Here is a 12,129-nt window from a genome sequence, read left to right on the forward strand (position 1 = left end):
CGGTCCGCTGCCGCCGACACGCACCGGATGGCGGTACTCGAAGCGGTGCGGAGAGCACGGTGACCGGCAGTTTCCGGATGTCCGATTCCATTGTCTGCGTCGTCACAAGAGTCGTCGGTCAAAGCGCGCTCAAAGCGCTCTCAAAAACGCATGTCAGCGGTCGGAAAATAGCCGGGAAGAGAGTCCCTGCTGTCTCTCGATTACCGTGGAGTGGGCAGGCCGGAGAAATGTTTTCGGCCTCCAGGAATGAATCCTGGAGGCCGAAAATGTTCACCCGGCGGGCGGCGGGGTCAATGCCCCCGCACCGTCACTTCTTGTTCTGCTTGAGCAACTCGATCACGCCGGAGAAGTCGTCGCCCCCGAAGCCGTCGGCGACCCGGCGGTCCATCAGCGACTGGATCGGGTCCAGCAGCTCCGAGCTGACGCCCTGGCTCCGGCTGGCCTCGACGATGTTGCGGAAGCCCACCTGCTGCATGCTGAGCGCCGCCGAGATGCCGACGCCGTACTCGTCGTTGTCGATCTGGCGCGCCAGGTTCGCGACGATCCCGGCGATCGAGGTCACGTACGGGATCAGCAGCTCGGTGGAGAACTTCTGGGCGTTGACGCCCTCGGAGCGCACCATGGCGATGGCCTGCACCGCGCCGCCGAGCATGCCGTACATGCCGGCCAGCAGGGACAGGTCGAGCAGGGACGCCATGCCCGGGTCGGTACCCGCGAAACGGGCGTCCCCCATGGCGCTGAGGACCGGCTTGTCGCGCTCGAAGGACTCGGTGCCGGCGCCGCTGTACAGCACGTAGGCGTGGTCGGTGCCGATGATCTGCGGCACGGCCATGATGCCGCCGTCGATGTAGTCGTAACCAAGGTCGGCCGCCCACTTCGCGGTCTCCCGGGCCTGCTCGGGGGTGCCGTTGGTGAGGTTGTAGACCGTACGGCCCTTCAGAGCGTCGCCCATCGGGTCCAGGACCTCGCGGACGGAGGCGTAGTCGAGGAGACAGAGGATGACCACGGGGCTCGCCTGCGCGGCCTCGGCGGCCGTGGCGGCACGCTCGGCCCCCTGCTCCACCAGGGCGTCGGCCTTGGCGGCCGTACGGTTCCAGACGGTCGTCGAGTGACCGGCCTTCAGAAACGCGCCGGCGAGCGCCGCCCCCATCTCTCCCAGACCGATGACAGTAACTGCGGTATTGCCCGCCATTTCGTGTTCCCTCTCACTTGAAATCAATCGGGTGCCGGGGATGAGTGTTACCGGTGCGCCAGCGGAAATCAAGTGCGTACGGTGGCGATGCACCCGGCTCTGCGGAAGAAATAATTCAGCCGCGCGAAAATGACAAACTATGGATTTCTTGCTATTCGCTGGGGCCGGCCCGGTGATATGAGCGCGGGCCGTGATCACGAAGAACGAATGCCGGCGCGGCCCCTGCGTGCGCCGCGCGAACGCAGGGGCCGCGGCCGGGAGAGCCGCCGTCAGGCGCCGAGGATGCCGGCGATCTGGCCTGCGGCGGTGTTGCCGCTCTCGATGGCGCCGTCCATGTAGCCGTTCCAGCCGCTGGCGATGTCGCTGGTGGCGAACGCGAGTGGGCCCACCGGCTGCTGGACCGTCCGCAGGGAGCCCATCAGGACACCGGGACCGCGCACCGCCCAGCCGCCCTGGGAGTACGGGTCCTGGCCCCAATGCTGGGCGGAGACAGCGACCACCTCGATCCCCGGGATGATCTTCCGCAGCTCGGTCTGCACGGTCGCCCGGTCGCCGGCGTTGAACGACGAGGCGTTGCTGAAGCCGATCACGATGTTGCCGTCGGAGCGCTCCTTGAACGGGAACACCGCGGTGATCTTCGAGGAGGAGGCGGCCGGCGACTCCGCGGAGAACCGGACCAGGCCGGAACCCCGGACGTGCATCATGAACTTCTGGGCCGTGCGCACGCCGAGGCCCCGGGTGGACAGGGCGGTGTACTCGGTGGGCAGGCCGGGCGCGAACTTGATGCTGTTCCACACGTTCACCGGAACCGCGACCACCACGCCGCCGGCGGTGTAGTTCGTTCCCTTCGCCGTCACCGTGACCTGCTTGGCGCTGACCGACACACTGGTCACCGGCGAGCTGAGCTTCACCGTGGCCTTGGACTCGTTGAGGATGGATTGCACGAGCGCGGTCGAACCCACCGTGGGACGGTAGGTGTTGATGCTGCCGTAGCCCTCGTAGCTGTGGCCGGTCAGCGCCCACCAGTGGGCCAGCTCCGTGAGCCCCATGGTCGAGGCGGAGCCGGTCAGATAGGAGGTGGCCGGGTCGGCCAGCAGCTCGTCCGCGGGGCTGTAGCGCATCTGGTTGAGCCGGTCGCGCATGGAGAGCTTGTCCAGGTCGCGGAGCAGGTCCTCCCGCTGGAACGGCTTGTAGGGGTCGGGGAACCACTCCCTCGACCCCTCGAACAGGGGCGTGACCACCTGCGACTGACGGGCGAACAGGTCGAAGGGGTCGAAGGCCTGCCAGCCACCGGTCGTGGTGGTCGGGAAGTAGCTGCGGGCGGGCGGGGCGTCGGCGGTCAGGGCCAGCTTGTGCTTCTGGACCTCCTGCCACACGAGCGGCTGCTTCTCGTCGACCCAGGTGCCGCCCATCTCGACCTGCTCACCGGCGAAGGTGGACGTCCACACCCGGCCGCCGATGCGATTGCGGGCCTCCAGCACCAGGACGCTCAGGCCCTTGGCCGTGAGGCTGCGGGCGGCGCTGGCCCCCGCGAAGCCGGCGCCTATGACGATGACGTCGTAGTCGGCGCGGGCCGCGGCCCGCGCCGTACCGGACGTGGCTCCCGCGACCGAGGCGGTCAGCGCGGTGGTACCCGCCGCCTTCAGCAGGAACCGGCGTGAGAGCCGGCGCGAGCCGCCGGCGGGCGGGTCCTCGGCGGGCCGGGACTGGGACGAAGTGTTCTCGATGGTCATAAGTCTTCCTCGAAGTGACTGTCCTGAACCGACCGCTCGTGCGGGCCGGTTGGGCCGACACGAGCGACGGCGGTGGTGCGCGGACGTCCCCCGTGAGACGCCGCGGGGTCAGGCAGCAGCCGCGTTCCGGAATCGATCCCGAGAACCCCGGCCCGGAATGGCCGGACGACAGAGCGCGCGTGCGGTGCGCGGGACAGCGTCGCCGTCCGGCAACTCCGTCGTCCTTGCTCCCCCCTGGGGAATCGGCGCACCTGCGTGGCATCGCGAGTCACGGTGGCCGACGCCGGCCACCGGTGTGCGCCGCCTGATCCCCTCGACCGAGGCTAGTCCAGAGGGAATTCGGACAATCCATCCTCCGGTAATGGCGGAGGAACCGGGCCGGGCGCCCGGGGGGAGAGAGTGCGCGATGGTCCGCGCACCGTCGCCGCGCCTGCCTCAGCGGTCGTACGTGTAGAAGCCGCGCCCCGTCTTCCGCCCCAGCAGGCCGCCCTCGACCATGCGGATCAGCAGGGACGGCGGGGCGTACAGCGGCTCCTTGTACTCCTCGTACAGTGACCCGGCGATGGACGCGACGACGTCGAGGCCGATGAGGTCGCACAGTTGCAGCGGCCCCAGGGGGTGCGAGCAGCCCAGCCGCATGCCGCGGTCGATGACCTCGGGCGTCGCGAAGCCCGACTCGGCCATGCGGATCGCCGAGACCAGGTAAGGGAACAGCAGCGAGTTGACGACGAATCCGGCCCGGTCGGGGGTGCGGATCACTTCCTTGCCGAGCACCTCGGAGACGAACCGCTCGGCCCGGTCCGCCACCGGCCCCTCGGTGAGCAGGGAGCTGGTGAGTTCGACCAGCGGAAGCATGGGCACCGGGCTGAAGAAGTGGACGCCGACCACCCGGCCGGGCCGTCCCGTGGAACGGGCCAGACGCATCACGGGCAGCGAGGAGGTGTTGGTCGCCAGGATGGCGTCCGGGTCCTCCACGATGGCGTCCAGGGCGGCGAACAGCTCCACCTTGGTCTTCTCGTCCTCCCGGACGGACTCGACGACGAACTGCCGGTCGGCCATCGCCTTGAGGTCCGGCACCAGCTCGATCCGGTCGAGCGCCGCGTCGCGCTCCGTCTCGGTCAGCCTGCCCTTGGCCACCGCCTTGCCGAGCGAGTTCCGGATGCGGTTCAGGCCCGGCTCCACGGACTCCGGCCTGGAGACGGCGACCGTCACGTCCAGCCCGGCCCGGGCGCACACCTCGGCGATGCCCGAACCCATCAGTCCGCAGCCGACGATGCCCACCCGGTTGATGGACGGTGTGCTCGGTAACGTCGTGTTCATGCTTTCACTCCCCAGCGGATGAGACCGGCGCCCATGGACATGCCGCCGCCGAAGCCGCCGAGCAGCACGAGGTCACCGGGGTGGAGGTGGCCCTGACGGTGGGCCTCGTCGAGGGTGATCGCGACGGCGGCGTTGCCCGCGTTCCCATAGCGTTCGAGCGTGCGGTGGGTGTGCGCCGCGGTGAGGCCCGCGCGCTCGACGAGCTGCGCCAGCATGACCCCGTTGGGCTGGTGCGGAACGAAGTGCGCGATGTCCTCGCGGGAGACGCCCGTACGGGCGCACAACGCGTCGAGCAGGGGAGGGAAGTGGTCCAGGACGAAGTCCCGGACCGCACGCCCCTCCATGCGGAAGTAGTGGTCGCCGTCCTGGACGGTCCGCTCGGACGCGGGCAGTCTGCTGCCCCCGGCCTCGACACGGATGAGCTGGTGCGCGTCGCCGCGCGACGCCAGTTCGAAGCCGGTGATCCCGTACGGCCCGTCGACCTCGCCGACGACGGCCGCGCCGGCGCCGTCGGCCATCAGGACAGCCGTACGGCGGTCGGTGAAGTCCAGGATCCGTGAATAGATGTCGGCGCCCACGACGAGGGCCCGGCTGCCGGGGCGTTCCCGGATCAGGCTGCGGGCGATCGCGAGCGCGTAGACGAAGCCGCTGCAGACGACGTTGACGTCGAAGCAGACCGCCGCGTGCGCGCCGAGCCCGCGCTGGACGTGGAAAGCGGTGGGCGGTTGGGGGGAGTCGGGCGTCGAGGTGGAGACGATGAGGTAGTCGACCTCGTCCGCCTCCAGTCCGGCCGCTTCCAGGGCATGTGCCGCCGCGCGGATGCCGAGATCCGAGGTGGCCTCGTCGGGAGCGGCGTAGCGGCGCTCGCGAATATGGGTCCGTTCCTCGATCCACTCCGTCGGGACACCGACACGCGCGGCGATCTCGGCGTTGGTGACCTCCTCCTTGGGGACGTAGGAACCCGTGCTCAGAATGCCGATGGGGCGCTCGGTCATGGCGTCAGACGCTCCGCACCGGATTCAGCGCGGCCGCGCCGATCCGTTCGCGCAGCGCCGGGTCGGTGACCCCGAGCCCCTCCCGCGGAGCGAGGCAGAGCACGCCGACCTTGCCGATGTGCTCGTTGTTCTGCACCAGGCGGGCGGCCTCCCCGACCTCGTCGAGGGAGTACACGGTGGACAGCACGGGAGCGATCCTGCCCTGGCTCACCAGCCGGTTCAGCTCGGCCTGCTCCTGGAGGTTGGCGGCGTGGCTGCCGATGATCCGCTTGGAGTTCATCCACAGGTAGCGGTTGTCGTACGTGTGCTGGTAGCCGGTGCTGGAGCCGCAGGTCACCACCGTGCCGCCGCGCCGGACGACGAACGTGGAGATCCCGAAGGTGGCGCGGCCGATGTAGTCGAAGGCCACGTGCGGGTCCTCGCCGACCTCCTGGCGGATGATCCGGCCGAGCCGCTTGCCCTGCTCGATGGTCTCCTCGGGCGTGTCGGCACGGCCGAGGCCCGTCTCGGCGCGGTTGATGATCACGTCGCAGCCGAGCGCCCGGAGCACCTTGGCCTTGCTCTCCGAGCTGACGACACCGATCGGGATGCCTCCTGCCGCCTTGACCAGCTGCACGGCGAACGCGCCCAGGCCGCCGGTCGCGCCCCAGATGAGGACGATGTCGCCGAGCTTGATCCGCGCGCCCTTGTCGCTGATCAGCATCCGATAGGAGGTGGCCGCCGTGAGCAGCACGCTCGCGGCCTCCTCCCAGGTCAGATGGGCCGGCTTGGGCAGGAGCTGGCTGGCCTTGACCACGGTGTAGTGCGCCAGGCCGCCGAAGTTGGTCTCGTAGCCCCAGATGCGCTGGCCCGCGCCGAGCATGGCGTCCGCGTGCGTGGCCGGTTCCTGGTCGTCGACCTGGACGCAGCTGACGACGACGTGATGGCCGGCGCGCCAGTTCCGTACGGCGCTGCCCACGCGCACCACCACGCCGGCCCCGTCGGAGCCGATGACGTGGTGCGGCAGGTCGTGACGGGCGGCGAGGCCGTCCTGGCGCCCGAAACGCTTCAGGAAGCCGAAGGTGGGCACCGGCTCGAAGGTCGCGGACCAGACGGTGTTGTAGTTGATCGCGCCGGCCATCACCGCGACCAGCACCTCGTCCGGGGCCAGTTCCGGCATGGGCACACTGCCGACGTGGATGGACCGGCGCACGTCCTTGTCGCCGTCCCCGTCGAACATGCCGACGTCCTCGGCCCGCAGGTGAGCCGCCGTGTACCGCTCCGGCACCGGCTCCCGTTCCAGCACTTCCGCGCGTGCCCCCGCGAGCACGGCCTCGGTCAGGGAATCCATCATGCTCCAGTCTCGTGAAGTGACAGGCCCCGCACCGAGCCACGGGGGGTACGGAACGGGGCCCGGTCGCGTGGCGAAGGGGATGGTCAGACGCTGGGCTGGTCAGCCACGGGGCGGTCGACGGCCATGATCCACTTGCCGTCCTCGCCACGGACGAGGACATCGGTGCAGGTGCCGTCGATCTGCTGGGGTTCACCGTCCTCGCCGGTGACCTCCAGATGGAACTCGACGATCAGCAGAGAGGTGTCACCGGTGCTGAACGTGCGGAGCACCTTGGAGTTCAGCTTCGGCCCGGTGGCCAGGAACTCGGTGATGCTCTGCCTGCGGTCCGCCCCGGTGCGCGGCGTCCCGGTCAGGCTGGAGATCGCGTCCGCGCGGTACAACTGGTCGAAGATCGCGCCCTGTCCACTGTTGAACGCGGCCACGAACACGTCGTTCTGCTGGTCCGGGTCGTCGGTCAGGGTCAGGTCGAGGGTCTCGCTCATGAGGAGGGGGTCCTTTCGGGTGGGGGGCGCTCAGAGTTCCTTGCCGTACGGGTTGTCGATCGCGAAGCGCCACCGGCCGTCGGCACCCAGACGCAGCACGTCGAGGCCGATGCCGGAGTGGCTCTCCGCCGCGCCGTCCGCCGTCGCGGGGACCTCGATGGCCCATTCCGTGACCAGCAGGGCGGTGTCGGACGTCACGTACGACTCGAGCACCTTGTTCGTCAGCACGGGACCGGCCGCGAGGAACTCGGCCAGCCCCGTGCGCCGTTCCTCGCCGCTGACGGCGTGTCCCTTCTCCCACACGCTGATCGCGTCGTCCGTGTAGAGACGGTCGACGGCCGCGGCGTCGCCCGAGTTGAAGGTGCGTACATAGGTCGTGGCGTGTTCCAGAACGGCCGCGGTGAGCGCGTCGTCGGTCTCTGGCATGGCAGAACCACTCCGTTTCGGTGAGATGTGCGGTCACCGTAGGCGGGCGCGGGCCATCCCCCGGTCACTGCCAGGCAATGGTTCGGAGCGGGGGAGGGGCCCCGGCGGATGGACGTTCGCTGGAGCGGACCGGAGCGCTCAGTTCCTGTCGGCCCCACGGGTTACTGTCGCGCGCATGGTCGAACACGATGATCTCCGTGCCACCCGCGAGGCCTACGACGCCGCTGCCACCACCTACGCCCAGCTCTTCCACGACTCGCTGCGTGAACGCCCCCTGGACCGCGCGATGTTGAGCGCCTTCGCCGAGGTGGTCCGGACGGCCGGGGGCGGCCGGGTCGCGGACCTCGGCTGCGGGCCCGGCCATGTCACGGCCCATCTGCGGGAGTTGGGGCTGGATCCGTTCGGGATCGACGTCTCTCCCGCGATGATCGAGCTGGCTCGGCGGGCCCATCCGGGGCTGCGGTTCCACGTGGGCTCGATGACCGCGACGGACCTCCCCGACGGCGCGCTGGACGGCGTCCTCGCGCGCTGGTCCGTCATCCACACCCCGCCCCGCGAACTCCCCGTCGTCCTGGCCGAGTTCCATCGGGTGCTCACCCCCGGCGGCCACCTGCTGATCGGCTTCTCGGCCACCGACGGCCCCGACCACCCGACGCAGGTCTTCGACCACGCCGTCGCGCCGGCCCACCGGTGGTCGCCCGATCACCTCGCCGCGATGCTCCGCGCGGCCGGGCTGGCCGAGACGGCCCGGCTGGTGCGCGAGCCGGAGCCCACCGACCGGCGGCAGTTCCAGGAGGTCCACCTGCTCGCCCGCAAAGCCCCGACAGCGTCCGTCTGACGGGACGGCGGGCCTTCACAGAGGCCCGTGTTCGGCCGGATGCGGTCTGTGCGTGGTGGGGCGAACCGCAGTAGTTTGTGCGACCGTCGCGTCCTGGGGGGTCTCGTGAACGGTCGCCGTGCGGTCCTCGTCTGTCTTGTGATCACCTGTGCCGCGGTGACGCCACCGGCCGCCGCCGTGTCACCCGCCGCCGTGTCACCCGCCGTGGCCCTGACGTCGGCCGCGACCGGGGACACCACCGCGCCCACGGCCGCCAGGCCGAGCTGGTCGGCGCTGGCGGTCCCGGCGGCGGCCCCGCCGGTGACCGTGGCCGATCTCGCCGCCCGGGGGCCGCGCGAGGCATGGGCCACCGGTTCCGAGCACACCGCCGACGGGCCGCGGCCCACGTTGTACCGGTGGGACGGCACGGCATGGAGCCGTGACACCACCTTCCCCGGCGCCGACGCGCCCGGCCGGCTCGGCAAGGTGCGGTTCGTCGACGACGAGGTGTGGATCTTCCACGAACGCGACGGGGCGGGCGAGATCCTGCGCCGGTCGGCGGGCGCGTGGAGCGCCGTACCGCTGCCGCGGGCACTGCGCGTCCATCAGGACTTCACCGCCGTACCGGGCGCGGCATGGGTGGTCGGTGAGGACGACACGGGACTGAAGGTGCTGCGTCACGACGGCTCCGGCTGGACCGCACAGCCCACCCCGGAGGGCGTGCTGTACCTGATGGGCATCACCGCGCGGACCGCCGACGACGCCTGGGCCTGGGCGGACACCACCACCGGCACCGCCGTCCTGCACTGGGACGGCACGGCGTGGCGGGACGCGCACGTGCCCCTGCCGCCGGACAGCAACGTGCACACCATCCTGCTCGAACCCTCGGGGCGGGTCACCATCGGCGGCAGCCGGTACACCGACGGCGCCGCCGCCACCTACCTGATGACCTTCGACGGGCACACCTGGCGCACCACCCAGCCACCGCTGGGCGACACCTACACCGAGGGCATGGTCCGCGGCCCGGACGGCGCGCTGTGGCTGCCGGTGCGCAGCGACCGCGCGTTCCAGTCGAAGTACGCGCGGGTGCAGGGCCGGCGCACCACCTTCTCCTACGGCCCCGAGCGCACCAACGCGATCGACGTCAGACCACGCGTCCTGGCGAAGGCCGGGCCCTCGCTGCTGGCGTTCGGGACCGTCGAGATCTACGGCTCCAAACCGAACCTCATGAGCGAGCGGCTGGGAGGCTGACCATGGCACGCCGACTACTCGTCACCGCGCTCGCCGCCACCCTGACCTTCCTGGCCCTCATGACCGCGGCCACGGCGGACACCCTGTCCTGGCGCCACATGCCGGTCCCCGCCCAGGTACGCCCCCAGGCCGGGCTGAACGAGGCCGTGGCGTTCGGGCCGGACCGGGCGTGGGCGGTGGGCACCGACGCCGTCGGCCGCGAGGCGCCGGGCTTCCCGCTGGTCCTGCGCTGGGACGGAACCGCCTGGCAGCGCCACGCGCTGACCGGGATCGGCTGGCAGGGAGAGCTGCTGTCCGTCGCGGCGACCTCACCGACCGAGGTCTGGGCGGTCGGCCGCGACGCGGCGGGCGGCGCCCGGCTGCTCCGCCACGACGGCACCGGCTGGCGCGAGAGCCGCCCGCCGAGCGGTGTCGTCCTGACCAGGGCCGTCGCCGGTGGCGGGGAGACCTGGCTGATCGGTTCCCGGGAGGGCGCACAGGTCCTGCTGCGGTGGGACGGGCACGGCTGGCGCGACGTCCCGGTGCCGCCGGGAGCGGTGTACGGCCTGCACATCCTCGCGGCCGACGACGTCTGGGCCGCGGGCGCCACCGACTCGGGCGCGGCCGTGGCGCACTGGGACGGACAGACATGGCAGCAGACGATCGTCGACGGGTTCCCGCGCTCGGCCGTCGGCAGTGTGCTGGCGGTCTCGCCGACGGAGGTGTGGGCGGGCGGCACGGCCGGATTCGTCGGCGGCCCGGTGGGCCGGCCGATCCCGCCGCTGCTGGTCCGCTTCGACGGCCAGACATGGAACCGGGTGACGATCCCCACCGACTTCGGCGGGATCACCTCCCTGACCCCGACCGCGTCCGGCGCCCTGGGCTGGGTCGCGGTGTCCCGGTCCCAGAGGTGGGGCCCGCCGGGCAGCAACCCGCCGTTCGTCTCCGGGCCGGACTTCCTCGCCTGGGACGGTCGGACCTTCACCGCGTACGACGAGCCGACGGTGGCCGGGGAGGGCGCCTCCTCGCTGCTGCGGCTGGCGCCGGTGCCGGGCACCGGGACGGTGTGGTCGGTCGGCCGCGCCGACGGCCCCGAGGGCACGTTCGCACCGCGCGTCCTGCGCTTCGACTGACGGCGCGGGGCACCTCGGGGGCGGTCCGGTCACACCCGGGCTCTGCCCGCCACGGGCTGCGGGGCGAAGGGACGCAGCAGGTCGGCGCCCGGCCGGACCATGCCGTAGCTGCCCTCGGGCACCTCGTTCCAGGCACCGGGCAGATCACCGAGCGGCTCGGAGACGATGAGACGGGTCTCGTCGGAGACCTCCCGCAGGAAGGTCAGATCGGGGTGGAGCGAGCGCAGCGTCTCCACCCGGGTGCTGTAGAACAGCGAGCGCGACTTCTTCTGGCTGGAGTAACGGAAGGCCCACAGCGACTGTCCGTCCGTGACGGCCACGGTCATCTGCAGCGGGTACTCCACCCCGTGCTCGTGCCCGACCTGCTCCACCAGACCCGCCATCCGCGCGACGGCACCCGGAGGGTCCTGCTCCAGACCGAAGGTCAGCGCCAGGTGGAACATCAGCTCGGAGTCCGTGGACCCCTCGATGACGGCGAACAGCTCCGGGTCCACGGCCAGCGAGAGATCCCGTCGGACCAGATGGAAGTCGGCGATCGCCCCGTTGTGCATCCACATCCAGCGGCCGTGCCGGAACGGATGGCTGTTGGTCTGCTGCACCGCCGTACCGGTCGAGGCCCGGATGTGGGCGAAGAACAGCGGGGAGCTGACGTGGTCGGCGATCTCCCGCAGGTTGCGGTTGCTCCAGGCCGGACCGATGTCACGGAAGACGGCGGGGGTCTGCAGATCCGGCGAGTACCAGCCGACGCCGAACCCGTCACCGTTCGTCGTCTCCACGCCCAGCCGTGAGTGCAGACTCTGGTCGATGAGGGAGTGCGCCGGCCTGTAGAGAATCGTGTCGAGCAGGACGGGTGTTCCGGAGTAGGCGAGCCACCGGCACATCGACCCATCACCTCCTGCCGAGGGGCAACCAGCATTCCCATGGTCGTGCGGCCGCCCGTTGATCGCCACACGACCGGGGGAGAGCCACCGCACGACGACACTCAGCTCCGGTGGCCCCGCAGTTTCCGATACGGCGTGGCGCGGGCGATGCCCAGCGACGCCCCTGGCGGACGTGGTCCGGCAGCTCGGCCCGGCGGACGGGCCCGTCGCACACCGCTGCTCGGCCAACGCCCGTACGACATGGGCGAGTTCGGTGACGTTGCCGGGCCAGGGACGCCGTTCCAGGGCGCGCAGGGCGTCCAGGCTCCTGAGCGGGGGGGTGCCCGGGCGTCGGCTTGGGAGCCGGCCGCCGGCCAACTGCCTGATGTCCTCTCGGCCTGGAGATCGCCACCGCCGTCATCGGCCCCGGCCAGGTACGAGGACCCGTACGGCGACCGGGCACGGCTCAGGGAGGCCGCCGACGGGGGAGCGCTCCTCGTCCGGCCGGACGGCTACGTCGCCTTCCGCCACGCGACGGCGCCCGCGTCCCCCAAGGACACCGAACGACTGCTGACCGGCGCGGTGCGACGGACCCTCGGACACGACCG

At 71.1% G+C, this 12,129-nt stretch carries 11 protein-coding genes and 1 pseudogene; 4 read left to right on the plus strand and 8 right to left on the minus strand.

Annotated elements, in window-relative coordinates; genetic code table 11:
* Positions 1–307 precede the first annotated feature (307 nt).
* From ACZ52C_RS25035 to ACZ52C_RS25065, 7 genes are all read right to left on the minus strand, one after another.
* Positions 308–1,192: an NAD(P)-dependent oxidoreductase gene (locus ACZ52C_RS25035; RefSeq protein WP_469076843.1), complete on the minus strand. Its 885-nt coding sequence runs from the start codon at positions 1,190–1,192 to the stop codon at positions 308–310.
* A gap of 269 nt (positions 1,193–1,461) precedes the next feature.
* Positions 1,462–2,925: a flavin monoamine oxidase family protein gene (locus ACZ52C_RS25040; RefSeq protein ID WP_469076844.1), complete on the minus strand. Its 1,464-nt coding sequence runs from the start codon at positions 2,923–2,925 to the stop codon at positions 1,462–1,464.
* 435 nt (positions 2,926–3,360) lie between these two features.
* Complete coding sequence (locus ACZ52C_RS25045; RefSeq protein ID WP_469076845.1) at positions 3,361–4,245, minus strand: 3-hydroxybutyryl-CoA dehydrogenase; 885 nt, start codon at positions 4,243–4,245, stop codon at positions 3,361–3,363.
* Positions 4,242–5,240 carry a 3-oxoacyl-ACP synthase III family protein gene (locus ACZ52C_RS25050; protein ID WP_469076846.1) on the minus strand — a complete coding sequence of 333 codons (999 nt, stop codon included), beginning with the start codon at positions 5,238–5,240 and terminating at the stop codon, positions 4,242–4,244. Before ACZ52C_RS25050 ends, ACZ52C_RS25045 begins: the two co-directional genes overlap by 4 nt.
* A 4-nt stretch (positions 5,241–5,244) precedes the next feature.
* Positions 5,245–6,570 carry a crotonyl-CoA carboxylase/reductase gene (gene ccrA / locus ACZ52C_RS25055; protein WP_469077159.1) on the minus strand — a complete coding sequence of 442 codons (1,326 nt, stop codon included), beginning with the start codon at positions 6,568–6,570 and terminating at the stop codon, positions 5,245–5,247.
* A gap of 86 nt (positions 6,571–6,656) precedes the next feature.
* The gene (locus ACZ52C_RS25060; protein WP_469076847.1) at positions 6,657–7,055 is read right to left on the minus strand and encodes a YybH family protein; all 399 of its coding nucleotides are present in this window, start codon (positions 7,053–7,055) and stop codon (positions 6,657–6,659) included.
* A 30-nt stretch (positions 7,056–7,085) separates the two neighbouring features.
* The gene (locus tag ACZ52C_RS25065) at positions 7,086–7,481 is read right to left on the minus strand and encodes a YybH family protein (protein WP_469076848.1); all 396 of its coding nucleotides are present in this window, start codon (positions 7,479–7,481) and stop codon (positions 7,086–7,088) included.
* Between the two features lie 175 nt (positions 7,482–7,656).
* On the opposite strand from ACZ52C_RS25065, the gene ACZ52C_RS25070 reads away from it, so the two are divergent.
* The 3 genes from ACZ52C_RS25070 to ACZ52C_RS25080 all read left to right on the plus strand — a co-directional run bounded on the left by ACZ52C_RS25070 (position 7,657) and on the right by ACZ52C_RS25080 (position 10,661).
* Positions 7,657–8,319 carry a class I SAM-dependent methyltransferase gene (locus ACZ52C_RS25070; RefSeq protein WP_469076849.1) on the plus strand — a complete coding sequence of 221 codons (663 nt, stop codon included), beginning with the start codon at positions 7,657–7,659 and terminating at the stop codon, positions 8,317–8,319.
* A 105-nt stretch (positions 8,320–8,424) separates the two neighbouring features.
* Positions 8,425–9,549 carry a hypothetical protein gene (locus tag ACZ52C_RS25075; protein WP_469076850.1) on the plus strand — a complete coding sequence of 375 codons (1,125 nt, stop codon included), beginning with the start codon at positions 8,425–8,427 and terminating at the stop codon, positions 9,547–9,549.
* A gap of 2 nt (positions 9,550–9,551) precedes the next feature.
* A complete protein-coding gene (locus ACZ52C_RS25080) occupies positions 9,552–10,661 on the plus strand; it encodes a beta propeller repeat protein (RefSeq protein WP_469076851.1) in 1,110 nt (369 codons plus the stop codon).
* 29 nt (positions 10,662–10,690) lie between these two features.
* Here ACZ52C_RS25080 and ACZ52C_RS25085 read toward each other — a convergent pair whose 3' ends face one another.
* A complete protein-coding gene (locus ACZ52C_RS25085) occupies positions 10,691–11,542 on the minus strand; it encodes a class II glutamine amidotransferase (RefSeq protein WP_469076852.1) in 852 nt (283 codons plus the stop codon).
* 377 nt (positions 11,543–11,919) lie between these two features.
* Here ACZ52C_RS25085 and ACZ52C_RS25090 point away from each other — a divergent pair.
* A pseudogene (locus ACZ52C_RS25090) lies at positions 11,920–12,121 on the plus strand (aromatic-ring hydroxylase C-terminal domain-containing protein); the annotation flags it as partial.
* Positions 12,122–12,129: the final 8 nt, after the last annotated feature.

This window comes from Streptomyces sp. NPDC034049 (assembly GCF_055575575.1).